A 26,311-nucleotide genomic window follows, 5' to 3' on the forward strand; every position below is an offset into this window, starting at 1 on the left:
GCTTTGCTTAATCATCCGGCTTGGAAGAGGTTAATATGTCCAATCGTATTTACCACCAGAATCATCAAACCGTAGCGCCAAAAGACAGTCATCATCTGTATCAACTGGAACGGTTACGGCAATGGCTTAGCAAAGCTCTGATTCACGGCAAAAACGAGACTTCACTACTAATGGAGGTCTGTCGTCTGGTTGTGGAAGTTGGCAACTATCCCAGTTGCAGCCTCATAATGTATACACCGGATCAGAACTTCGAACGGGGTGCACGCTATCCCGATAGTTCACCAGCACACTCTGAGTTCGATCACTCACTCTATGAACAGGCATTGCACGATCTCCGGACTTATCATGTCATACACCCGGAACAGCAAACACCGCCCGCTTCCTTCAACAAACAGCCAGTCATATTAATACCGCTGTCCGACCTCAGCTCCACCATATTCGGAATCCTGGAAATTTGCCTGCCATCCGCAGAACAGGACCTGCGGGAGAATTCCATGCTGAAAGCCATTGCCGATGACATTGCCTGTCGCCTGTCCGAGTTACGGCAGATTAACGGCTACCAGCAACAGATCAAACGCCTGAATACCGAGAAAAAGCGTCAGGGTGAGTTTTTAAGCTATCTGCAACGCATCGATCAGATTACCCGGATTCTGCAATCAGCAGGTGATCCCCAATACATTATGCGCAGAGCATTGGATTTGATCCTGGACATTTTCAGAGTCAGTAAAGCCTTATTGTCCGGCCCATGCGATCCGGCCGCAAAATACTGGAGCATCAGAGTCATGGCTCACACGGATGAACAGCCTCCTCTCATGAAACAAAACAGCCAGTACCCACTGTTGGAAGAAGGAGTCGACTTTTTCAACCGCCTGCTGGCCAGCCAGGACCCGGTAATGTTTGGTGAAGGTTCAGAGCAGCCCGTTCCCTCACAATTACAGCAACAATACGATAATCCGCCGCCTATATCCGGCATGGCAATCGCCGTTTATCCGTTGACAGGAGAACCATGGACACTGACGATTATAACTATTGGCAGCAAACGTACCTGGTCCACTCTTGACCAGAAAATATTCAAAGAGATTGGCCGCCGCCTATCGATGGGCCTTACCACCTGGCTCAACTATCAGCATCTCGAAGCGCGTGAAGCAGAATTGCAATCACTGGTGAGAGCCATTCCGGATCTCGCCTGGCAAAAAGACCGGGAAGGTCACTTTCGCAATTGCAATCAGGAGCTGGAAAACCTGTTCGGTACATCCAAAGAAAACATCATTGGCCGTACAGCTGCTGATTTCTATCCTCCGGAACAGGCCAGAATTTTCGATGAAGAAGATCTCTGGGTCATCAACCAGGGCCAACCACTGCACATAGAACACTGGATTACATTTACCAAGACCGGACATAAAGGTCTGTTCGAACTGAGCAAAAACCCAGTATTTGACAGCCGGGGGAATGTCATCGGCCTGGTCGGTATTGGTCACGATGTCACCGAACGCAGGCGTGCAGAACAGGAACTCAGAATTGCCGCCACGACATTCAACAGCCAGGAAGCCATTGCCATCACGGATGCTGAGAACCGTATTCTGCGGGTGAATCAGGCCTTCTGCGACATCAGCGGTTACAGCTGTGAGGACGTGGTTGGCAAAACCCCCAACCTTCTGTCATCCGGACGCCATGACAGCGCTTTTTATGACAGCATGTGGCAACAACTGAATGAATTTGGGCATTGGCAGGGAGAAATCTGGAACCGCCGCAAAAATGGGGAAATCTATCCTGAATGGTTAAGTATCAACGTCGTCAGGGACAATCAGGGAGAAATCACCAACTATGTGGGAACTTTTCTCGATCTGACTTCCAACAAACAGGCTGAACAGGAAATAGAGCGCCTGGCCTTTTATGACCTCTTAACCGGACTCCCTAACCGCCGCCTGTTTATGGATCGCCTGCGACAGGCGCAGACCAACCGGGCCCGTAGCAACCATAACAATGCCGTCATCCTGGTTGATCTGGATAACTTCAAAGTACTCAACGACAGTGGCAGCCATGACATAGGTGACCAACTGCTGGTACAGGTCGCAGAACGACTTCAGAACTTTATTTTCGAGGGCGATACCGCCGCCCGACTGGGGGGAGATGAGTTTATAGTGCTGCTGGAAGAACTGAGCGATAATCCCCATCACGCTGCCAGTCAGGCCAAACAGGTTGCCGAGCAGATTCAGCAGCTGCTGACTCTCCCCTACACAATTGCCGACCAGATATATCACAGCACACCCAGTATCGGCGTCACAATGATGGTATCTACAGATGAGCAAGCTGAAGACCTGGTAAGACAAGCTGATATCGCCATGTATCAGGCCAAGAATGCCGGTCGTAATACCATTCGTTTTTTTGACCCCCAGATGCAATCGGTACTGACTCAGCGAGCCACACTGGAGTCTGAACTGCGGGCAGCCGTCGACAACGGCGAGTTTCAATTGCACTACCAGCCACAAGTGGATAGCACCGGCATCATCATCGGCGCTGAAGCTCTGATCCGCTGGCGTCATCCAGTACGTGGCATTATTTATCCCGATCAGTTTATTCCACTGTCGGAACAGACCGGCTTGATTGAGCTTTTAGGTCAATGGGCATTGGAACAGGCCTGCCGCCAGTTAATGCGCTGGTCAGAGGAAGACCGGACTCAAAACCTGATACTGGCGGTCAACGTCAGCGCCCGTCAGTTTCACCAGGACAACTTTGTGGAACAGGTCAGTCAGGCCATCAGCGACAGTGGAGCCTGCATCAACCGCCTGAAACTTGAAATGACCGAGACCATGATTCTCGGTGATGTTCCAGGCGCCATCACCAAAATGAAACAGCTGCAAAGCATGGGAATTGGGTTCTCACTCGATGACTTTGGCACCGGATACTCATCACTGTCCTACCTGACCCAATTACCATTGGAGCAAGTCAAAATAGATCGATCGTTCATACAAAGCCTGCCCCACAACGAAAACAATGCCACCGTCGTACAGACAATCATTTCGCTGACCCGTAGCCTGGGCTTGAAAGTGATTGCTGAAGGCGTGGAAACCGAAGCTCAGAGACAGTTTCTAAATCAGCATGGCTGCCTGCACTGCCAGGGTTATTTGTTCAGTCGCCCGGTACCGATCGAACGATTCGAACAGCTGTTGGATGTGCATGACAACCACCGTCACGGATAGAGCTGAACAATACCGCTTTGTCCTTCACGGTCCGCGACAATCCATATCTGCTCAAACGGATGCACTCCAGGCACTTCAATCCGATGAACCAGCTGTTCGATATCGTCGCGGTGCCAGCTGGGGTTCATATTACGAATTACCAGCCAGGCGCGTTGGCTGTTGTAAGTTTTTTCCGCCTTATTGGCCAGAATACGATTAAGGGCCTGTAATAGCCGCGTTGCAATATCTGTCTGTTCAAGGTTTCTGAGCTCCTCAAGCGTCTTATCATCCAGTTCACGCGCGAGTATCTTCATGGCCTCCGTATCCGAGCCATACAAATGAGCAATTTCGAGATCCAGTTTTTCACCCTGCAAAAAACACGAAACGTCTGGCTTCTGTGGCTGGTTATGCCAGATATGACGGATCGCTTCTCCGGTGTTTTTTTCATACCAGCGCATGAACAGTTTGGCGGCCTGATGTTCCAAACGAAGTTTTTCCGACTCACTGGGTGTCATGGTTTGACCTGTCAAACTCCTCAATCAACGCTGGAGAAATACCACGTGACGGAGCATCAATCAAATGACACCAGAAACATTCGAGTTTTTCTTCGTTTGCAGCACTCTCTCATGAATGGAAGTATTTTCTGATATCACCGGTCTTTCGAACAGCGTCGACAATCAGATAAAGGGATCCTCTGAAAAATAGCCTATTTTCGCGCAGGACGTTGTCAGCCCACGTCTCACATCCTCATTGAAGCCCGTAAATTGCGGTGTTGCGAGTGGTGCTTCCTCATCTGCATCAAAACTATTGCTATTTTTCAGAAGCCCCAAAGAGAAAAGCAGTATTCAAAAAATCAATCATCTATGCACCACACTGTTAGAGATAGAACCGCATCGTAGGTATACAAACAGATAAGAAAGCATACATTTCCGTGTTGATTCAGGAGTATGCCAAAGCCAATGCGATTTCAATACGAATAAGGATAAAGTCTTTCCAGCCATTTTGTGAGGAATCAAAACAGAGTGTTGGTTCTTATGAGTGGTCGTTTGAATACCACTCATAAAAATACCAAGCAGTTATTTGAAATGAACACATATTCTCTCAGCCCTTATGCTTGCAAAAATACAAAGCGATTGGCATTAACAGAAAAATGAAAATCGTAAGTTCACTTTCATGTTTAGAAAAAGGCAAACAGTTTTTTGCAATCTGACAGGGTAGATCCGAAAACCTGTACGCCTCATCAAGGTTCACAAATAACGTATACGCCCTAGATAGGTGCTTTGCCTGACCCGGTTTTGGTAATCCACCGGTGTAGTACTGACCAGTTTTTTAAACTCGCGAAGAAAGTGCGATTGATCGCTGTAGCCGAGCGTTGCAGCCAGATCAGAAAACACCACCTGGCCCTGCTGATTGATGTCGTAAACAGCGGATTGGCAGCGTATCAGCCGACTGAACAATTTCGGCGACAGGCCGGTATCATTACGAAAACGGGTTTGTAATGTTCTGGTGGTGTAACCCGTCAGGGCTTCCAGATCCTTGATGCGAATATTGCCCTTCTGACGGCATATTTCCTGGATAATCTGCGTGGTTAACGCTGATGACTCACGAACACAGTCCCTGGCAATAAAGTTATCAAACAACGCCACCTGCCTGGCAAATTCCGGCTGACTGACTATTTGCTCAAATATAGCACTGACATCTGCAGCCACTTCCAGAAAATTATGACTCTGCTCAATTAATTCATCGGCCGCCAATTGCAACAAACCCGGTATCACGCCTGGTGCGAATCGAACACCAAAGTAACGATGACTGTAGCAAAACCGGGTATGACGAGCCTCCAGAGTTGTACCGTAAACCATTGCGCTGGGCTCGGACTCGTTGCAATCAAACAATATGTCCACACAACCATCTGGAATGGCGACGGTGACATCGGCAGACTCACTGGCTTCAAAGCTATAGTAGTGTGATATCGCCCGATTATTCGACGACATCAGAGAAAAATCGCTGGCAGAATTAAGAACAAACCAGGGCTGTTTGGAATGAATCTTCGCAACATCACAACGCGCAGATGACTGAAGCATGATCTTAACCCGCTAGGTAATACGACAAAATCTTTTAATAGCAAATCAGAGACCACTTTTTGTTTTTACAGCGCCTTTGTTTTTTTGATTTTCATTTCGCAAAAATTCAATACCAACATAACTAAGCGCCATACCATCAATTCTCATACGTGCATTCAAGCGCTGTTTTCAAACAGCAAAATGAATAGCGAGCCAAGAAAAGTAATTGATATATATAGCGGGGATGTTATGTCCGACAATACCAAAATTGATTTTATCTATCTTTCCGAGCAGGACATGATTCGGGCGGGGGTTACAGATATGCCACGCTGTGTCGACACCATGGAAGAGATGTTTAAACTGCTCTATCAGGGTGACTATCGCATGGCCGGAGCCAATAACGATTCACACGGTGCCATGATTACCTTTCCGGAGCAATCCCCGTTTCCAAGCATGCCAAAACCAACCGCTGACCGGCGGTTAATGGCAATGCCGGCTTACCTGGGCGGCAACTTTCAAACCTGTGGGGTGAAGTGGTATGGCTCTAACATCGCCAATCGGGAAAAAGGCCTGCCGCGCTCCATTTTGATGTTTATTCTGAACGACATTGAAACCGGTGCACCGTTGGCCTATATGTCCGCTAATCTACTGTCAGCTTATCGTACCGGTGCGATTCCCGGCGTCGGTGCACGTCACCTGGCGCGTCAGGATGCCAAAGTCATTGGCCTGCTGGGTCCCGGAGTTATGGGTAAAACGTCCGTGGCAGCATTTATGGCCGTAAGACCGAACATCGATACCATTAAAGTCAAAGGCCGCGGCCAGAAAAGTATGGATAGTTTCCTTACCTGGCTCACCGCCACCTTTCCTCAGATCACCAATGTTCAGGTCGTCGATAGTGTTGAAGAGGTCGTGCGTGATGCCGACATCATCACCTATTGCAACTCTGGCGAAGTCGGCGATCCGTCCACGTATCCCATCGTAAAACGAGAATGGTTGAAGCCCGGCGCGTTTCTCGCCATGCCTGCAAGCTGCCGTCTGGACGATGCCATGGAGCAGTTGGATGTGCGCAAAGTATTCGATAACACTGGCTTGTATCAGGCCTGGTATGAAGAAGTCCCCAAACCCGCACACAACCATATCCCTCTGGTTGGTGTTCGTTTTATGGACATGATTGCCGAAGGCAAGATGACGATCGAAGACGTTGAAGACCTCGGAAAAATCGTCGCGGGTGATACCCCTGCACGCCAAAATGACGATGAAATTATCGTCCTGTCAGTCGGAGGCATGCCGGTAGAAGATGTTGCCTGGGCAACCATTGTGTATCGCAACGCAATAGCAAACGGCATTGGTGTCAATCTTAACCTTTGGGATACCCCGGTACTTCGCTGAAGCAAAGGTCTATGCACCTACCTTACGCAAGTTCGGGCGTTAAACAGACGTTTCCACAGCACACGTATGTCGCTTTTTTCGTACTTAACCACGGGCGAAATTCAAGGTTTGCAGCGAGTTTCACCTTGATGGTACTGACGGAACGAAACGTCTTTAAAACCACCCAAAATAATTTCAGGACTCCTTGAAAGAGTCCTCAATCCGAGTACCCACATGACCAAGATTATAAAACTGAAGACCGGTTCCAAATTTGAAGAAATAGGCAGCTACTCACGTGCCGTGTGCGTGGATAACTGGATATTTGTCTCCAACACTGCCGGGCGTAATCCGAATACCCAGGAAATACCGGAAGATGTCATCGAACAGACCGAGCAGGTTTTTCGCAATATTGAAACCGCACTGGCCGCAGTGGATGCCACACTCGGCGATGTCGTTGCGTCCCGGGTATTTATTCAGGATCCGGCACATATCCATCAGGTTATGACGTTTATCGGTCAAAAATATCAAGGTATCTGTCCGGCCAATACTGCTACCTGCCCGCCACTTGGATCGATGAATTACAAAGTTGAAATCGAAGTGACGGCTTACCGGGGCGCCGCCTCAGCTGAGGTTGAACAAATAACCCTTGCATAGTTTGACGATTTAACAATCACGTTTTTTTTAGGAATCCGGCAATGACAACAACACTTGAATCCATCACCACAGACAATGCTTTACCGTCGTCCACTGCAGTGGTCATTATTGGCGGCGGCATCATCGGTGTGACGGCGGCGTTGACACTGGCTGAACGTAATATTCCCGTGGTATTGCTGGAAAAAGGCCATATTGCTGGCGAACAATCGTCGCGTAACCTGGGTTGGATACGCAAGACCAGCCGCCACCTGCATGACGTTCCGATGGCATTGGCAGCCGACCGGCTCTGGGCACAGATGCCGGAACGTATTGGACGTTCAGTCGGCTACCAGCAGGCCGGTATTATGTTTCTGGCAAAGACAGAACAGCAAATGGCCATACATGAAGACTGGCTGAAGTCGGTTGCGTCACTGTCATTGGACTCAACTCTGCTGAGTCCGAAAGACATCCGTGATCGCGTACCCGGTGGCCAAGGCAATTGGGCCGGTGCTATTTTTACCGCCTCAGATGGACGCGCCGAACCAGCCATCGCCACAACCGCACTGGCCAATGCCGCCATCGCCAAAGGCGCAAAAATCATTCAACACTGCGCCGTGCGTGCATTATCCACTGCGGCAGGAAAAGTCTGTGGGGTGATCACAGAACAAGGCGAGATTCGTTGTGATCAGGTATTGCTCGCTGCCGGGGCATGGTCACGAAGATTCTTAGGCAATCAAGGTATCTCGTTACCCACTCTGCCGCTCATCTGTTCAGTGTTGCGCACCCAGCCAATGAAGGGCCCAACGGATATCGCCGTTGGCGCGCCGAACTTTTCTTTTCGAAAACATCAGGATGGTGGTTTTGTCATTACCCAGCGCGGCAAGCTGGATGCACCATTGAGTCTTGATCATCTGTTGCTTGGTTATCGCTATCTCAGTCAGTTGCGACACCAGGCAAGTTTCTTACGGATATCCCTGGGACGTTATTTTCTTAATGACCTCACCATGTCACGCCGTTGGGGCAGTAATGCTTCGCCATTTGAACAGCATCGCACGACCAATCCTCCCGTCAATGCACAACTGAATCAGGATGCCCTGAACAACCTGCGTCAAGCGTGGCCTGCCTTCGAACAGGCGACCATTGCTGAAAGCTGGGCAGGTCTGATCGATGTAACACCCGATTCAAATCCGGTGATAGACCATATTCAGTCTCTCCCCGGTTTGACCATCGCCACTGGCTTCTCTGGCCATGGCTTTGGCACTGGCCCAGCTGCGGGGCAACTTGCAGCAGATCTGGTGTCCAACACACAACCAATCATTGATCCAACACCCTATCGCTTTAACCGGCTTTGAAATCGTTACAAGGTCTTATCTAAACAGGAAAGAGAACATGAACGATATAACTCAATCAAACCACATGACAAACGCCGCTAAATCGGCCACTCCTACCGTCAAGAAAATGGGTCTGCCAACGATGATCGCCATCTGTACAGGGCTGGTCATTGTTCAGGGCGCCATGATTTCAGCTACCCAAGGCATCGGCATTGGTGGCATGGCATTCATCGCCGCAATGGTTTCAGCCATGATCCTGGCGCAATTCAACGCCATGAGCTTCGCGGAACTATCGCTGATGTTTCCCCAAGAAGGCACACTGGCCACTTACACGCAAAAAGCCATTGGTCATTTCCCGGCCATTGTGTCAGTGTTCGCCGGTTATGTCGTCGTCGCGATTCTTGCGATGCCGGTTGAAATGTTTCTGGTGGATGCCATGCTTGAGCAATTGCTGCCGGGCATTCTTCCCGCAAAAGTGACACCATTGCTCTTATTGCTCACACTGACCTTCACCAACCTGCTGGGCGCTGATGTGTTTTCCAAAATACAGAATATTCTGGCATTTATTCTGATCAGTGCCTTGATCCTGGTTGGCTTTGTCGCTATCACCGGTACCAGCGAACCGCACCCAGTATTAACCGGCACAACAGTAGACTGGAGTTTTGGCGGTGTGCTCGATGGCAGTTTTATCGGATTGATTGCCCTGGCCATGTGGATGATGGTCGGTGTGGAATTTATCTGCCCAATGATCAGCGAGGTTAAAAATCCCGAGAAAGATATTCCCCGAGCCATGCATCTGTCATTGTTTATAATCTTCGGTATTTTTGTGGCCTTTGCTTATGGTGCCAGCCTGTACCTGAATGTCGATACACTGGTGGGCTCCCCCATCCCTTACCTTGATTACGTAAGTGCGGTATTTGGCAAAAGCGGCCTGTTGATCGCAACAGTCATGGCACTGGCGGCCACCGCGAGTACAATGAATACCGTGCTGGCATCGGTACCAAGAATGCTGCATGGCATGGCAATGCAGGGCCAGGCATTTCCGCAACTGAAAGCCGTCAATCGTTTTAATATGCCCTGGGCTGGTATCGTCATGATTGCTGTCTGCACGATTGTTCCATACCTGGTATTCGATATTGACTCACTGCTGGTATTGGTTATCGCAGCAACGACCAGCTGGCTGCTCGCTTACATTGTTGCCCATATCAATGTGGTCGTACTGCGCAAACGCCTGCCAAACCACAAACGCCCTTACAAAACACCTTTTTATCCACTGCCACAAATCATAGGCATTCTGGCCATGCTGTATATAGCGGTGAATAATTCTCCATCACCAGAGATGACCAAAATGGTTTACAGCATCTCCGGTGGCATTATATTGATACTCAGCATCATTGGTGCGGTATGGGTAAAATTCGTGATGAAACGTGGATTGTTTGAGCCGGATATGGATTAAAACTTCAGCAGGACCGAGTAAACCAGATAGTCAAAATCGTCAGTGACTATTAGGCAAGAAATAATCATGAATGGACTTTACCAAAGCCTGTTCACAGTAATTTCATCGGTCCGTTGAAAGCCAGTTTCACTCAGGTCCAGGCGTAAGGCATGATATCCGCAGGCCTAAGGGGCCTCAAAAAATAGGAATAGTTTTTGAGGCAGGCAAGGAAGCACCACTCGCAACACCGCAATTTACGGACGTAAATGAGGATGTGAGACTGGGGCTGACAACGTCCTGCGCGAAAATAGGCCATTTTTCAAAGGTTCCCTAAACAAACGACGAGTTGAGTAAAACTGGCCGTATCCATCAATGGAGTTCCTCAAATCACTCATCCTGAGTGGTTTGAGGAATCTCACAAAAGCCATGCATCCACACATCATCCTGGGCGCATATAGCAAACACCCCTCAGGTGATTAAAACGCACCGGCCGTAGTCACCGTAGATCCAGCGGCCCCACTAGTAACCACATGGTTGGCACCAGACTCCCATTCGATACCCGCTGACGGATTGGCTTCTTCCCGTTTCAGACATTTCCATTCAATGGTGGTATTTGCCGGCACTGCAATCGTTTTGCTCCAGGAGGGATACGCAGAAGCCGACATCACAACGGCAGAGGCCGGATTCCAGTTACCCAGTTCAGCCAGATTGCCAATGACATACACACTTTGCCCCCAATAGGTATAGCCATTGGCACAACTGAATGCGACATTCGCGACAGAACCGGCGGCATGAAAATTCTGAATAAAACTGGTGTATCGGTTTTGACCGGTACCACCATTGGTCACATCACCGATACGCAGTATCGTCAGCCCTGCATATCCACTCCAGGTAAAGGCATTCTCGATATTATTCCAGCCATTGTCAGAAGCCACTCCACCGGCCAGCGCATTTTCACCCTTGATCGTCACCCCCTGTGCCGTAGCGCCATCAGCCACCCAGAACACCAGGTCTTTAGCCAGACTGTATTGCGGCGACCAGTTCTGGTTATCCATTTCCAGCGCGGTAAAATGCAGCACAATATTCCGGCCACTGTTGTTGTAGCTGGCGGCAACACCAATAATGCTGCTATAACCGTGTGCAGTGGCAGTCGAATTAAGATCAACATCGGTTGGAATCAGGCCTGCTGCAATTTCAGCAGAACGACGATAATTACCGGCCACCCCCATCTGCCAGTGTACTCCAGGAATTTTAAAGCCAAGCTCCGCATCCGAAAATGCCGAATCAAATGCCTGGATCGCAGCGTTCATCATTGTAACCCCATGAGCTTTCAGACTCTCATGATACCAACGGACAAAATCGCGCCCATATTGAAGATTATACTGATCACCATTGGCAATGAACGCTGTTGCATCAGCGGGTGGGTTTACCTGCGTCATCGAGCTCAGAGATACCCCCCAGGCCGAATTAATAGCCGTCAGAGAACCGTATTTATTTAATGTCCAGTCGCGAAAATCAGCGACAGCATTCTCATTGTACGATTGGAAAGCTCCGCGAGTTGGGTAGCCAGTATTACTGTCATGGCTGTTATAAGATGGATAGCGCAATTCACCAGCCGGGCCCATGGATATATTGATTTCATCAGTCATATAAGCCTTTGTGGCAAAGTGACTTTCGAATGCATTCATAAATTCCAGATATTCGTCCACTACCAGATCATCAGACCACAATGACACGGTTTCGGTAGAATAGTTATCCTGCTCACTGCGATATTTCAGGGCGTTGGCATCAACACCGGGATAGTGATTCCAGATCCAGGTGGGAATCGGAATATCACACTCATCTCCAACGTTACCACCGCATTGATGAAAGGACATGATCGGAACCCAATGCAGACCGGCATTTTCAATGGCGCTGACCACGCTGTCATAATAGCTCCAGTCAAACTGTTGATCACCAGCCGCCTCAACCTTACCCCACCAGATATCCACCGAGACTGCATCGACGCCTATATTTTTGGCAGTGGCCAACTGACTGTTGAAACCGCTCCAATCGCTGATTTCCAAAGGTGCCATGACATTGGCAGAGGATGCTTCATTCGACCAGGCCGTTTCGGCCGCCAGAATGGCTGAAACAAAACCGACGATTTTTATAATGTTATGAAAATACATATATCTCTCCTTTTATTGTTGTTGTACTGCAGCGACGACATTCAGTATTGAAACACTGAATCAGAAACAGGAAGGCATATTGACCGAAAGGTCAAAAACAAGAGAGATTCTGCACCAATGAATGACATTCGAAAACGCCAATCGGACTAAAAAAACAATAAGTTAGCCTATAAATCAAAATTAAGTGAAAGATCAGAAAAAGTAAAAATCTGAAATATTTCAGTTATCACCATTGGTTTTAAAAAACCCGCTTACGACCAGATTCAGCACCCTGACGTCGCCGGCTGCAAAGCCCTATATCAGCGCATTACAGATATAGTTGGGCGGAAGACTCTGCATAAAATCAGGCTTGTCATTAGAAATGATAATTATTATTATTTAGTGGCAACCCAACTCGAGTATTTGATGTGGAAGAATCTGTAACCTCTCTGACCCAAACATCCATCCCGACAGACACTCTCACAGCAGCTTCCAGTACTGATAAAGTGGTCGAATGGCTTACAATCGGTGGCCCTGTAGTTTGGATTCTACTGTTATTCTCCGTTATTGCCCTGACGATTACCTTATACAAAATCTGGCAATATTCAGCGCTTGGTGTCTGGCGCCACAACACTCCGGCCAACTATTTGAGTGAGCTTGGCAGAGGCAAAGCCATCGCATCCCGCATTCAGGCCTGTCGGCATCCCGTGGTTAAGGTTATGGCCACAGCGCTGGATCACAACGCCAACCTCAAACCGGATTCCCCCTTGCTGCGTGAAGAAATCCAGCGAGTAGCCGCAGAACAACTGCAGTCATTAAGAGCAATGTTGAAGCCCCTGGAGCTGATTGCCGCGCTGAGTCCGTTACTGGGTCTGTTGGGAACCGTATTAGGTATGATCACCGCCTTTCAGCAACTGGAATCTCTTGGCAACCAGGTAGACCCCTCTGCGCTGTCCGGCGGGATCTGGCAGGCACTACTGACGACAGCGGTTGGTTTGATTGTCGCAATTCCCGCATTGATCGCCCACAACTGGTTTGAACGCACTATCGAAATCTGTGGTCACCATATGGGCGATTCTGTCACCCGTCTTTTTACCACTCATCCGTCCTGAGGCTTTAACCATGGAACTTGGTTACCGGGCACGTAAAGCATCTATCAGCCTGACGCCATTGATCGATGTAGTCTTTATTCTGTTACTGTTTTTTATGCTGTCGAGCCGATTTCAGCTTGATCACGGGATCGCACTTAAGCTGCCAGCACAAAACCGAACAGCACCAGTCAATACCGATAACATCAAACCATTAAGGGTACGAGTGGATAGTTTCGGCCTGCTGCATTCTGAAGACAGAACCTTCTCTGCCGAACAGCTGGCGTTTGAATTTCCCGAACGCAGCCAAAAAGGTGTCATTGTTGCTGCGGAAAGCGGCGTCAACACCCAAAAGCTGCTGACCGCAATGGAAGAATTGCAGGCCCAGGGACTTGAGAATATCAAGTTGGAGCGGCCCCATGCACATTAATGAGACTCTGCCCAAACCGGCACCATCCCTTGATGATCACATGATCCCTCTGATCAACATCGTGTTTCTAATGCTGGTGTTCTTTATGATTGCCGGCCAGATACTCCCGGCCGATGTATTCAAGCTGAATACTCTGCAGTTAAGCCAGGCTGAAAACCTGAAGACTCATCAGCAAACCCTATTAATTGACAAGCACGGCAACCTGGCCTGGGACCAGCATGAAATTGCCCTATCCCAACTGACTTCGACCCTAACGCCGCTGCACCTGCCAGAACTGCGAATCAAAGCGGATGCCGGGCTTCCGGCAGACACCTTCATCAGCATTCTTGACCAGCTAAACAAGGCCGGTATCGATCACTTTGTCATTATCGCCGAACAGGAAGCCGGTTGATGCACAATCCTAAAGTTACCATTGCCCTACTGGCCTCCATTTCCTTACATACGGCTGCAGCCGTGTGGTTTTTCCGGACCACAGAAGCAACCAGTGAATTACCTCGGGCGGCCAATTCGAACAGCCATACCATGACCCTGTCCATGGCTGATTTTATCGCACCTGTAGAGGTTCCAGCACAAGTGGATGTGATGCCAGTCCCGAACCTCCCAGACACCACTGCGGTGACAAAACCGGAACCTGACATCACACCCGAGCCAGCACCAAAACCTGAACCGGATGTCACTCCCGAGCCGGAACCAAAACCTGAACCTGACGTCACACCCGAGCCGGAACCAAACCCTGAACCTGACGTCACTCCCAAGCCGGAACCAAAATCGACGGCCAAACAGCCCTCCATGGCAAAGCCGATAACAAAACTGTCTGCGTCACCACAACCAACAGCAACGTCTGCTACCACTATGACCCAAATTGCCTCACTGTCTTCAAACACCCCTGGCGCCGTAACCTCAGATGCCCAGACCGGAGACAATGCAGATACCGATGAATCTGCACGGTATATGGCCATGATCAATGCGCTGATCCAAAGGAGCCATCGCTATCCCGATGAAGCCAGACAACGCGGACAGCAGGGACAAGTAAAACTGACCATCATGGTCAAACCCAACGGCAAGATCAAAAAAATCAAAATCGATAAAAGTTCAGGTTATGCATTACTGGACAGAGAAGCGCTTGCCATTGCCAGAAGAATCAATCCTCTACCTGATTTTCCACCCTCCATGAAACAAGAACTTCTGGAACTGACATTTCCCATAGAATTCGTGCTGAACTGACCGTCTAAAAAACTCAAGCGAGTTGCAAAGGTTGCCAGACTTGTGACCAGTTCTCAGACAAATCATTGATCCGGTTTCGGAATCAATACAAAATAGCTCCATCAATACCTATCCTAATGCACCATTACCAGCTCTGGAGTTGTTTCAGCGGTCACCAGAGCCATCATACAAATACTGGTAAGCGGTGAAGCAATCCTGGGTCTGTTACGCCATTCGCCACACAGCCTAATTAGCCGAGGATCGCAGCGAGTTCTGAGATAATTGGAACAACAGACGATTTCACGTCCATTAGGTTTTATCTGGCATTCCAATTCCCGTAGTATTCACGCTCGCCAGCAAAGTATCATAATTGGCCTGTACACCAATCGAGCTAAAGGAGAACAACAGAGGTTTGCATGAAAGCAACGAACAAATTGACATTGAAAGAAGTCGCTCGCACTTTAGGCGTATCACGGACAACCGTCAGCAATGCTTATAATCGCCCGGATCAGCTATCCGCAGAGTTACGGGAGTACATTTTCCAGCATGCAGCAGAAATTGGATATCACGGCCCTAACCCGGCGGGAAGATTACTGAGAACCGGAAAAACAGATGCGATAGGCCTGATTTTTTACGACCGTTTCAGCTCAGTATTTGAAGACGAGCAGGCAGTTGAATTGATCAGGGGAATTACGTCTGTATTGGAAAAAAATGGTACCAGCCTGGTCATGATTCCCACTATGAGCACGAAACAGGAGACAAACAACACGCTCAGCGCATTGGTCGATGGCTTTATCATTTTCAGCGGTTACCATGACGAAAACTCACCGTTTCTGCCGATTCTGAAATCACGGGGATTGCCAGCCGTTTCCATCGACCATAAGTACGATGGTCTGCCGTCGGTAGGTATTAACGACTATTCTGCAGCCCGTCTGGTAGCCAGCAAGGTCATCGAATCCGGTCATACGGATGTGATTGTCATGTCACTGGCTCTGGCACGGGATCACTATCGTGGTTTTATTTCCGCACAACGCTATCTTGATAAACCAGAGTCGACGGCAGTTAATCGCATATATGGTTATATGGAAATTTTCGACGCATACTCTAACGTCAATGTGGACATTTTCGAAACCTCCGAAACTGACCTGACATCAGATAATCTGGTGAACATTGCCGAACAGATGCTTCGTGAAAAACCCAATGTAACAGCAATTGTCTGCATGTCAGATTTTATGGCTGAAGCGGTGATACGCGCGGCCAAAAATCTTCACAAACGCGTGCCGGAGCAGTTGTCCATCGTCGGTTTTGATGGTATTCGCAGCGGGCAGTTAATGAAAAATCCATTAACAACCATACGTCAGCCGATGTTCGAAAAAGGTCGCAAAGTTGCCAGAATGATGCTTGGTTTCGAAGTCGCCAAAGACCGCAAGCTGGAGTTTGACTGGCTTGAAGGTGCCACCTTGAGCAAACGTAACTAACGCTTCTATTCTATTGTAAACGTGATGCCGTCGGTATTTCTGGGGTTATCCCTGATGGCAGCGCATCACTCCCTCCGCTTCAGTATTCCGCCGCAGGTGCACCTTGTCTGCATATCAGCTTTAGACATTTTTTGTCGGTCAGATGTGATTTCACTGGAATACACAACCATAGATCTGGCATTCTTCTGAATCGATACAGTCAACTACATTATTCAGGAACTTTCCTAAGTAATGACTGCAAGGAAGCCTGAGTAGAGAGCAAAGAATCAGCCGCTAAGCCATTAGATGTGGGTCAGGACAATTTTAAACACTGTAGTGGCAGAACCGGGAATTACTCAGCTTCCTAAGGAGTCTCTGAAAAATAGGCATAGTTTTGATGCAGGCGAGGAAGCACCACTCGCAACACCGCAATTTACGGGTGTCAATGAGGATGTGAGACGGAGGCTGACGACGTCCTGCGCGAAAATAGGCCATTTTTCAGAGGCTCCCTAAGGTATTCAATGTTATGAACAACACAACTCAAGCACAGGAGCAACAACCCGTGAAAGGCAATCAACCCTGGTGGCAGGGCGCAACCATTTACCAAATCTATCCCCGCAGTTTTTACGACAGTAACGGTGACGGTATCGGTGATCTGGCGGGAATCGGGCAAAAACTGGGATACATTGCCAGCCTGGGAGTGGATGCCATCTGGATCTCACCATTCTTCAAATCGCCAATGAAAGATTTCGGTTATGACATTTCAGACTATCGCGATGTGGATACCATTTTCGGCTCGCTGGCGGATTGTCAGGCCATGATAAACCGGGCTCATACACTCGGCCTGAAAGTCATCATCGATAAGGTTGTCAGTCACACCTCAGACCAGCACCCATGGTTTCAACAAAGCCGGCAGAACAAAACCAACCCTAAGTCAGACTGGTATGTCTGGGCAGAGCCGAAACCTGACGGCACTCCTCCAACCAACTGGCAAAGCGTGTTTGGCGGCAGCGCCTGGGAATGGGAACCACGACGCAAGCAATATTATCTGCATAACTTTCTGTCCAGTCAGCCGGACCTGAACTACCACAACGATGAGGTTCAGCAACAGATTCTGGAGGAATTCCGTTTCTGGCTGGATCTCGGCATCGATGGATTTCGCCTGGATACCGCAAATTATTACTACCATGACGCACTGTTGCGCGATAACCCACCACGGGATCAAAGTCTGAAACCGTCTTTCATGGCGACATCGGGTACCCCTTATGGCTACCAGGAACATATTTACGACAAAAACCGCCCGGAAAATATTCTTTGGCTGCAACGCATGCGGGCTTTACTCGACAGCTATCAGGACAGGATGCTGGTCGGTGAAATCGGTGACAGTGATGCCGAAAGCCTGATGGGCGAATACACCCGGGGCAATGATCGCCTGCATATGGCATATAGTTTTCAGTTTCTCACCACACGTCATGATGCGGATTTTATCTGTGCGTCCATACGGCAACTTGAAGACAGTATTCAGGACGGCTGGCCAACCTGGGCCATGAGCAATCATGATGTGCCAAGAGTTGCCAGTCGCTGGCTCAATCCGCAATATGACCCTCTGCCGCAAAACAAACTACACCTGGCTTTATTGATTGCTCTGCGTGGCAGCCTGTGCATTTATAACGGCGAAGAACTCGGGCTGACAGAAGCCGAACTGACCTATGAGCAACTGCAGGATCCATATGGCATCACGTTCTGGCCCGACTTTAAAGGCCGCGACGGTTGCCGGACGCCCATGCCCTGGCATCGCCATCAACCACACGCAGGCTTCTCAAAACAGTCTCCCTGGCTGCCAGTGCCGCCAGAACATCAACAACTTGCGGTTGACGAGCAGCATGGCAATGCTGACTCAATGCTGTCTTTCAGTCGTCAGATCATTCAATGGCGCAAACACCAGCCGCAGCTGTGTATCGGTGACATCAGTGCCGTCGATGCACAAAATAACATCCTGAGTTTTAGGCGTACCCTGCCCCATCACACCGAAATATTGTGCGTATTCAATCTGGCCGCCAACTCACAAACCCTGACCGTACCGGCCGGAGCAAAATTGATGTCTGCACCAGGGCAACCGGCAAAACTGGACCAACAGTTGGACCTGCCGGCTTTTGGTTTTGCATTTCTAGAGGGCCTCTGAAAAATAGGAATAGCTTTGAGGGAGGCGAGGAAACACCACTCGCAACACCGCAATTTACGGGTGTAAATGAGGATGTGAGACGGGGGCTGACAACGTCCTGCGCGAAAATAGGCCATTTTCCGGAGTTTCCCTAAGCCTTAAATAATACACGCTGACTGCCTTGCCCAGGTTCCAGATTTGCCGGTCAATAAACGGATGGAATTTAGAGATGTCCGAATACTGTCGGCAAAGAAGCCTGGGAAAGGTAAAATTCACCTGCGACTTACGAACAGACTCAAGCTATTCGCTGATCAGCGACGGCCGAAATCGTATTACTGCCGGCTATCTCCGCCCTTAAAAAACATTCAAACGATACATCCCACATCGGACTATTTTCAGAGTTTCCCGATGTTTTTATTTTGCGTTGAGATAATCAAACTCCTTAACTTACACCGCCAATCAACGCATAACATAACAATATCCGTCACCTGATAGCGTTGTTCTAAAAAAATCACAGAACCTGATTGACCCGACACTCCTACCAATGCCTGTTGGTGAGGTGACAGGAAATCTGATATTTATTAGCGCGAATCAACACATTGCAGATTTGTGTTGTATTGGAGTCGGCACGTGTGAGTCATTCATCGATTAAAACGTGCCTGTCACCATCATTAATATCTTGTTCAGTCATTATTGCTCCCAGGAGCCTTTTTTTACCCGGCTTTGCCGGGTTTTTTTATGGATACTCAGAAGGTGATATTCCATATAAAGTCATGAAATGCGACAAAAAAAATTAAAAAAAGAGACACTCGTTTCAAGGCTATTACCGCAATGTCATTTTTATCGATAAGATATGGCGATTATCGTTAGTCGTCATTTGACGTTTAATGATGAAAGAGGAACAACTCGTACCAACGCGGGAAATTCCTGAAGCATTTCTATTCCCAAGGAGTATTAAGACATGCGTAACTTATTCTGCGCTTTGTGCCTGACCCTATTGTCTATTGCCGGTTATGCACATAATGAATCACCTGTTCCTTACCGTTTGGTCGACCTCACCATTCAGTATCAGGCACCTGCACTCATCACATTTGAAAGCCGCTGGCAGGAAGGTGACAACCCCCTGAATCAATTTCGAATCAAACGTATCACCCACCTGAACCATCAGACCCACACCCTTAAACCACTGTTATTGGTCGCTCCATTTAATGCCACATTGGAGCACTATGCGTTGTCGAGCACTGGTCGCTATCAGGACAGTTTTGAAGCCACCCTTGCACTGGCAGGGTTTGATGTCTGGGTCGTGGAAGACCGAATTTTTACCGGTGATCCGTCAGACTGCAACTGGCTCGATTGCAGCATTATGGGTACCTGGGGGCTGCAGCTTCGTGGTCGGGATATCGAATTTACCCGACAACTTATTCAGCATGCCACGCACGTGGCAAACCCGGTAATTGGCGGAACCACCGGTGGCGGGATGGCGGCGATCGCCTCTGTCAATGCCAACAATACACATTACCGTGCACTGTTCAGTACCGGCGGCCTGTACTCCAGCGATGACCTCATTCGTCAACACAACCAGGTGGCCTGTGACAGTTTTCACGATCAAATCGATACCGGTAATCTCTATCGTGATTCGTTAGGCGGTCTGGATGTGCTGATTGCCGCTGCCCGAGATTTTCCCGATTCGCCATCCGCTGCTGATCCGTCCGTCAGTAATTACCAATTTGTGGTGAATATCTTAACGTCTTCCGGTGGAATGGGATTCCTCGCATTCACCCCAACCTATCGCTTTGCTGCCCCTACGGCCACACTCGATGACTACCAATATATGAAAGCAGACATGTTTTTTAAAGATACCGAGTATTTTGGCACCCTGGTCAGCAATAATCATTTTGCCAACCTCAATTGTTCCGTCGCCGGAGACCGGACATTTACCGGTAATTTAAATAAATTTACCGGCGACGTTTTGTTTCTGGGGGGAGGAGAATCCCAGGCACCGCTGGAAATCGATACCGCCAGTCTGTTTGAACACGCCAGTGTACAAGTCATCGTTGACCCTGCTGACGGCGGTGAAGCAGATAACTACCTGGTGAACTACTCATTACGCCAGGAAGTGCTGGATCAACCTCTGATAAACTGGTTGCAACAACAGTACGATTAAGACAGATGACGAACATGGGTGGACAAATGAGTCCGCCCTATATTGATAGAAATCAGGTTACCCTAGAACCTGATGGACTTTATTTTAGGCCATGACCCACTCCTTCAAATTTAAACAAAACATCGTGTTAACGCGTAGTATTGTGAGGATCAAAGGTAGTCAATAATTCGGTCATGTTTTGGGATTACTTTTCTCTGTCATCCCGGACGATCATCGTGGATAAAACCTATCTGCATCAAAAAATTCTTGCAGTCAGCTGGTAATGGCACTCCTGACCTTCGATACATCTCAGTGAGAAACATTCACTCGAAATATTTTTTGGTCAACCGTGCAATGATTTGAACCTGTAGCAACATAATGACTGGGAACAGACAGTGAACAATACGACTGCCTAAAGTTTTGAGAAGAAGGGGGAAAGCATTGATAACCAGGAAAGTGGGCTGAATAAGTAGCAGGCGGACAAAATGTCCACCTGCTTTTGTGAGGTTAATTACCCCATTTATTTTGAATGGCCTGATACTCAGACGCGGTCACTGGTAATACTGTTCCATGGCGCGGTCTGGATGGCAGGCTGTAATTGGAGGACGCAGCCCATTGACCAGAGTCGAGATTCGTGGTTTCGAACGGAATATATCCGCGTCCACCAAATTCATCGATAAACATATACCATTTTTCTTCGGTATTGGATTTAAAGATCAGCGGACCTTCACCCGCACCGATTGCTCCCTTGCCAATACACTCCGTCAGGAAACTCCAGTTGAGGTTGCTCAGTGAAGAAGAGGTTTCAGCCAGAATGAATTTGCCGCAGGCTGACTCCGATGCGGACCGTTCATCCTTGGTGAACCGATAATACAGTCCGTTGTGTTTGGTAATGGTTGAATCAATGGTGGAATAACCTGCATCCACCCAGATTTTGGCCTCACTGAAGTGCACAAAATCGCGAGTGGTGGCATATAACATTTTGTTATAGGTGCTATTGGAATGAGTTTCATCGTCATAGATTTTCGATGCCCAGAAGACGACATAACTCTGCGACTCAGGGTCCCAGAATGCTTCCGGTGCCCAGGTATTACCAGCGGTATTAGGCGATACTTTTACCAACCGCGCGTCACTCCAGTTCACCAGATCGTTGGATTCCCAGACCAGCAACGATTGCGAGCCCCAGGTTTGTGAACGACCCCAATCACCATTGCCATAGATTTTCAGATCTGTGGCGATCATATAGAACTTATCACCTTCTGGAGAGCGCAGAATGAACGGATCACGAGCCCCTTGTTCTCCCAGAGTCGTTCTCAATACCGGGTTATCACCATTCAGTGTTTTCCAACTCAACGGGTTATTACCATTGGAAAGGCCAAAATAGATCTGCTCACCATCAGCACTGCCTTCGCCGGTGAAATAGGTAAACATATATCCTTCAAACGCCGCCAATGTCTTCAACGGCGGAACGGTCGTCTGAAAAGTCCTGGTGGCAGATTCGCGACCCTTGCTGACGGTGGCGCTTAACGTCACATAACGGGTTTGGCCACAGCCAGATGGGGTACCAGGGCTGGTACAGGCCGGCGCACGATGCACGATGCCGTCAGTCGCAATCACCGTACTGGCACTGGTTTGCCATTGAATAGTGGTTCCGTTGTCACCGGTTTGTGGCAGATAAAGATGACCGCGAACATCGTTCGCATTCACAACCGTCAACGCTGCAGAATCAACACTGACGGACTCTGCGTCGGTCAGCTCGACATCCGCGAGTGCAGCGTTGGCTGCCGTGGCAATTGCACTGGCACTCAACGCACCGTTCCAAATCTGAAAGTCATCGATCCGGCCATTAAGGTAGTTATCTGCGCTGTAGAGAGAACGACCCAAAAAGTTGGCTGTCGTCATACCGGAGCCGATTTGCGCCGGGGTCAACGTGACATTACTGTTACGGGCCACTTCAGTGCCGTCCAGATAAAGCGTGCCAACATTGTTTGCCAGCGTATAGGCAAGGTGATGCCATTGTCCTCTGGAAAGATTTTGTCCCGACACACCGGTATTCTGTTCACAACTCCAGTGACAACTGGAAATCGTCGTACGGTAATAATTACCGGTGGTAAACAGATACCCGTTGCCGCGATCTCCGGATATGTTACCCATTCCATAAATAAAATAAGGCGAGGCCTGATTGTTTTCGATATACACTTTGGTGGTCACAGAAATAGCATCCAGACCCGCCATGATATTGTCGGGCATATCGATATAACCGCTGCTGCCATCCAGTGTTGCCACATCCCCATTAAGAGCGACACCGCCCACTACAGTGCCGTTATGACCATGGCCGGAAGCATCCGTCACAACAGTTGAAGAAGCATTATCTGTAAATGGATACCACAATACCTGCTGTGGCACGCTGGCGGCAATTTCTGCAGCGGAGAGCACGCCATTCCAAACCTGGAAATCGCCAATAGCGCCATGAAAATAACGATCCGCACTGTATAGAGAGCGACCCAAAAAGTTCTCCACCGTGGTACCGGAGCCAATGTCCCCGGGCGAGATGGTTATCGATTCATTGCGGGCCACTTCTTTGCCGTCTATATATAAAACACCAACACCATTACCCAGCGTATAAGCAATATGAATCCACTGACCACGTGGTAAACCTGCATTCGGAGTGGCCGTGTTCTGTTCACATGACCAATGGCAGGTGGAGATGCTCGTACGGTAATGATTACCGGTCGTGAACAGATAGCCGTTACCCTGATCACCAGAGATATTTCCCATCCCATATATGAAATATGGCGTCGGCTGATCCGGTTCAATATAAACCTCTGCCGTCACAGAAATGGCATTCAGTCCGGTCATAATATTGTCAGGCATATCAATATAGCCATTTGAACCATCTAAATAGGCAGCATCACCCGTTAAGGTTACCCCGCCTTTCACTATTCCGTTGCGGGCATTTCCGGACGCATCGGTCACCACCGTTGACCCGGATGCATCATCAAACGGATACCACAGAATTTGTTGAGCCGCAGAGACAGCGGTGGATACAGCTAATACAGAGAAAACGCCTATTAGCGGTTTACATATATGGCTTTTCAGCCATGTATTTTTTTTCATTAAGGTACTTTCAGAACATAAGGTCATGATTTGTATCCTGTGGGTATTTTTTATTTTTGTTGTGCCGGATTACAGCCACATCAGCATAGGCACTCTAATTGCCAAAGCCCACAGAAATTTCTGCTGCATATTTAGACGATTTAATTTTTCTGATTTACAAAATTAATCGATAGGCAGATTGGCTACTTCAGACATACATGAATACCTGCCAGAATGGCAGACAACGCACAATCAGTACTGATGAAATGCAATGAAAATATCATTTCGCTGTGAAATACTGAGCCTGCGTTTTTTCCACTGACATTGCCGGAGCTCCTGAATGGAACCCAAGAAAACTGCATCGAAAACAGATCGAAGCCTGCTTGAACAGGCATTGGTAAAAAGTGCAACATTAACCCGCTGCGCCGTAAACGGTACCGAACCGGACCCCAACCATGTTGTCATGAAAACTGAAGGGGAAGTGGCCATGTTCGACAAAGGTGTCACGATCTGGAAACTGGATGTCAACTCACCCGAAACGCTGATACCAGCCACAACCGACACCCCCTATGTTGAAGTCGAAGCCACCTGGTTAAACACTCAGCAGGCTCTGGAACAGAATGTAGACGTTATTCATGGCGGGAGCGCTAATACGTTTGGCGGAGTAGGTGCATTATTATTGCCTGACGATTTCAGAATTCCCGCGGTCGTTGCGGATAAAGACAATGTTCGTCACTATGATCTGCAATTGCTGGCCAACGATGAGGTGTTCTCACCCTCTTCAAAGGACTATGAAATTGTCATGATGCGCTATGAATACAGTAAGGATTATAAAAAAGATTTTCTGATGCAAACCTATGGTGGCGGTGGTGTTTTTGTAGAAACCCATGACTTTCCACACATCCATATTCCCCTCGATAACAACAGCGGCGGATACATTGTTATCGGAAAACTACTGAGTAATGGCCGCTATCAGTTTACCGCTTTCAACATTCCATTTGGCTACGCACTCTATACACCCTCTTATACCATACATGGCGATGGAACCCTGGTAGGAAAATACGGTATTACAGTCGGAGATTCTGCTTTCGTCTCGGCAAACACAGTATTAATGTATAACAAAAATTCACTCACGATGGCGCTCGATGTCGTTCCGGACTGGCAGGGCTAACAGGTAACATGAAGCTTCGGTGGCATTAACCATAACCACGTATTATGGAATTAAATACCATATTTCATGGGTAATAGGATTTCGTTTATGGTTATACTGCTACCGTTGTTATTCTGCGAGGCAGGTACATGACTACAATCAGTGAAGACAAAGACGGGCTGTACAAAACCCTGCTTGAGTCAACCAAAGCAATCCCCTGGAAACTGAACTGGGTAACCAAAGAGTTTGAATATATTGGTCCGCAGATTGAATCCCTGCTGGGATGGACTCAACATAGTTGGGCAACTGCGCAAGACTGGATTGACCGGATACATCCCGATGAACGGGAGCAGACAGCCAACCTGTGTATCTCGCAATCGGATTTCGGCGTCGACCATGAAGCCGACTACCGCGCACTGACTGCCGATGGTGGCTATGTATGGGTTCGGGATGTGGTACATGTGATTCGGGAAAATGGTGTAACAACCGCACTGGTAGGCTTCATCTTCGACATTTCCGAGCGCAAGAAGATGGAAGATGTCCTGCTTCGTCTGAACAAGCAACTGGAGTCCCTGTCCTTCCACGACTCGCTGACCGGTATTGCCAACCGGCGAATGTACGACCGCGCATTACAGGTCGCATGGACACGGGCGCAGCGCAACCAGGATCCCATCTCATTGGTCATTTTCGATATCGACCAGTTCAAACAGTATAACGATCATTATGGTCATGCAGCGGGTGATAAATGCATCATCGAGGTTGCCGATACCCTCAACAACAGCATCATTCGCACAACGGATCTACTGGCCCGATACGGCGGTGAAGAGTTTGTACTGCTGCTTGCCAACACCGGCAAAAACGAAGCAATCGATATGGCGGAAACCTGCCGGCGGTTAATCGTCAACAAGCGGATTCCCCATGCCTCCTCCACCGTATCGGACTTTATCACCGTGAGTGCCGGGGTTTGCACGATAATCCCAACGGATCATTCTGATCCGATCTCTCTGTTTGAAGCCGCAGATAAAATGCTCTATGCAGCCAAGCAAAAAGGCCGCAACTGCATCGAATATGCAGGACCCAGACTATCTGTCAGCAACAAGCAGGCCAGCACTTAAAAACCTCTCGTGCATGGACGCATTCGAACACACCAAAAGTATCTGATAGCTGAACGACCATCACGACCACACGGATGTCCCGGTCAATCGGCACATATTTTTGCGCATACAAAACATCTGTCCGCCCACAATAGCATCACCAGTCCGTGTAACTCTGCTCGGTTTAGTATTTAAAAATATGTTCGGGTTTGATGACCTGATCCAGGGTTCGAAAAATATCGAAAGAGACTAATTGCATACAGACTCAAAGCACGTCAAAGGCGTTTTTAGATCCCGAAAAATGTACTTATGCTGCACACTACCACCTTCCTT

General features: G+C 48.5%; 18 protein-coding genes. 14 read left to right on the forward strand and 4 right to left on the reverse strand.

Annotation, left to right across the window (positions count from 1 at the left end; genetic code table 11):
- Positions 1 to 35 precede the first annotated feature (35 nt).
- Complete coding sequence (locus ACQY6I_RS13010) at positions 36 to 3,200, forward strand: sensor domain-containing protein (RefSeq protein ID WP_428241919.1); 3,165 nt, start codon at positions 36 to 38, stop codon at positions 3,198 to 3,200.
- Here the strand turns inward: ACQY6I_RS13010 and ACQY6I_RS13015 are convergent.
- Together ACQY6I_RS13015 and ACQY6I_RS13020 are read right to left on the reverse strand one after the other, a co-directional pair.
- A complete protein-coding gene (locus ACQY6I_RS13015; RefSeq protein WP_428241920.1) occupies positions 3,191 to 3,694 on the reverse strand; it encodes a hypothetical protein in 504 nt (167 codons plus the stop codon). The genes ACQY6I_RS13010 and ACQY6I_RS13015 overlap by 10 nt on opposite strands.
- Before the next feature lie 732 nt (positions 3,695 to 4,426).
- On the reverse strand, positions 4,427 to 5,260 hold the full coding sequence (locus ACQY6I_RS13020; protein WP_428241921.1) for a helix-turn-helix domain-containing protein: 834 nt from the start codon (positions 5,258 to 5,260) through the stop codon (positions 4,427 to 4,429).
- A 228-nt stretch (positions 5,261 to 5,488) separates the two neighbouring features.
- On the opposite strand from ACQY6I_RS13020, the gene ACQY6I_RS13025 reads away from it, so the two are divergent.
- The 4 genes from ACQY6I_RS13025 to ACQY6I_RS13040 all read left to right on the forward strand — a co-directional run bounded on the left by ACQY6I_RS13025 (position 5,489) and on the right by ACQY6I_RS13040 (position 10,027).
- Entirely contained in the window at positions 5,489 to 6,628 is a 1,140-nt protein-coding gene (locus tag ACQY6I_RS13025) for a tyramine oxidase subunit B (RefSeq protein WP_428241922.1), read from the forward strand.
- A gap of 213 nt (positions 6,629 to 6,841) precedes the next feature.
- Positions 6,842 to 7,261, forward strand: a complete 420-nt coding sequence (locus ACQY6I_RS13030) for a RidA family protein (protein ID WP_428241923.1) — start codon at positions 6,842 to 6,844, stop codon at positions 7,259 to 7,261.
- A 41-nt stretch (positions 7,262 to 7,302) separates the two neighbouring features.
- On the forward strand, positions 7,303 to 8,592 hold the full coding sequence (locus tag ACQY6I_RS13035) for an NAD(P)/FAD-dependent oxidoreductase (RefSeq protein WP_428241924.1): 1,290 nt from the start codon (positions 7,303 to 7,305) through the stop codon (positions 8,590 to 8,592).
- 37 nt (positions 8,593 to 8,629) lie between these two features.
- Positions 8,630 to 10,027, forward strand: a complete 1,398-nt coding sequence (locus ACQY6I_RS13040; protein ID WP_428241925.1) for an APC family permease — start codon at positions 8,630 to 8,632, stop codon at positions 10,025 to 10,027.
- A 455-nt stretch (positions 10,028 to 10,482) separates the two neighbouring features.
- On the opposite strand, the gene ACQY6I_RS13045 is transcribed toward ACQY6I_RS13040, so the two are convergent.
- On the reverse strand, positions 10,483 to 12,177 hold the full coding sequence (locus ACQY6I_RS13045) for a family 14 glycosylhydrolase (protein WP_428241926.1): 1,695 nt from the start codon (positions 12,175 to 12,177) through the stop codon (positions 10,483 to 10,485).
- Positions 12,178 to 12,584: 407 nt separating this feature from the next.
- On the opposite strand from ACQY6I_RS13045, the gene ACQY6I_RS13050 reads away from it, so the two are divergent.
- The 7 genes from ACQY6I_RS13050 (at position 12,585) to ACQY6I_RS13080 (ending at position 20,659) form a co-directional block, all read left to right on the forward strand.
- A complete protein-coding gene (locus tag ACQY6I_RS13050; RefSeq protein WP_428241927.1) occupies positions 12,585 to 13,268 on the forward strand; it encodes a MotA/TolQ/ExbB proton channel family protein in 684 nt (227 codons plus the stop codon).
- 10 nt (positions 13,269 to 13,278) lie between these two features.
- The gene (locus tag ACQY6I_RS13055; protein WP_428241928.1) at positions 13,279 to 13,674 is read left to right on the forward strand and encodes an ExbD/TolR family protein; all 396 of its coding nucleotides are present in this window, start codon (positions 13,279 to 13,281) and stop codon (positions 13,672 to 13,674) included.
- A complete protein-coding gene (locus ACQY6I_RS13060; protein WP_428241929.1) occupies positions 13,664 to 14,065 on the forward strand; it encodes an ExbD/TolR family protein in 402 nt (133 codons plus the stop codon). The genes ACQY6I_RS13055 and ACQY6I_RS13060 overlap by 11 nt, the downstream gene beginning before the upstream one ends.
- Entirely contained in the window at positions 14,065 to 14,898 is an 834-nt protein-coding gene (locus ACQY6I_RS13065) for a TonB family protein (protein ID WP_428241930.1), read from the forward strand. Before ACQY6I_RS13060 ends, ACQY6I_RS13065 begins: the two co-directional genes overlap by 1 nt.
- A 395-nt stretch (positions 14,899 to 15,293) precedes the next feature.
- The gene (locus ACQY6I_RS13070; protein WP_428241931.1) at positions 15,294 to 16,355 is read left to right on the forward strand and encodes a LacI family DNA-binding transcriptional regulator; all 1,062 of its coding nucleotides are present in this window, start codon (positions 15,294 to 15,296) and stop codon (positions 16,353 to 16,355) included.
- Positions 16,356 to 16,860: 505 nt separating this feature from the next.
- Positions 16,861 to 18,516 carry an alpha-glucosidase gene (locus tag ACQY6I_RS13075; protein ID WP_428241932.1) on the forward strand — a complete coding sequence of 552 codons (1,656 nt, stop codon included), beginning with the start codon at positions 16,861 to 16,863 and terminating at the stop codon, positions 18,514 to 18,516.
- Between the two features lie 940 nt (positions 18,517 to 19,456).
- A complete protein-coding gene (locus ACQY6I_RS13080) occupies positions 19,457 to 20,659 on the forward strand; it encodes a hypothetical protein (protein WP_428241933.1) in 1,203 nt (400 codons plus the stop codon).
- A 486-nt stretch (positions 20,660 to 21,145) separates the two neighbouring features.
- Here the strand turns inward: ACQY6I_RS13080 and ACQY6I_RS13085 are convergent, their stop codons facing one another.
- Positions 21,146 to 23,782, reverse strand: coding sequence for a LamG-like jellyroll fold domain-containing protein (locus ACQY6I_RS13085; protein ID WP_428241934.1), 2,637 nt, complete (start codon positions 23,780 to 23,782; stop codon positions 21,146 to 21,148).
- Positions 23,783 to 24,074: 292 nt separating this feature from the next.
- Between ACQY6I_RS13085 and ACQY6I_RS13090 the strand changes: the two genes are divergently transcribed.
- Together ACQY6I_RS13090 and ACQY6I_RS13095 are read left to right on the forward strand one after the other, a co-directional pair.
- Positions 24,075 to 24,905, forward strand: a complete 831-nt coding sequence (locus ACQY6I_RS13090; RefSeq protein ID WP_428241935.1) for a hypothetical protein — start codon at positions 24,075 to 24,077, stop codon at positions 24,903 to 24,905.
- Between the two features lie 128 nt (positions 24,906 to 25,033).
- Entirely contained in the window at positions 25,034 to 25,999 is a 966-nt protein-coding gene (locus ACQY6I_RS13095; RefSeq protein WP_428241936.1) for a GGDEF domain-containing protein, read from the forward strand.
- Positions 26,000 to 26,311: the final 312 nt, after the last annotated feature.

The organism is Gynuella sp. (assembly GCF_050297175.1).
In the GTDB taxonomy this organism is placed as follows: domain Bacteria; phylum Pseudomonadota; class Gammaproteobacteria; order Pseudomonadales; family Natronospirillaceae; genus Gynuella.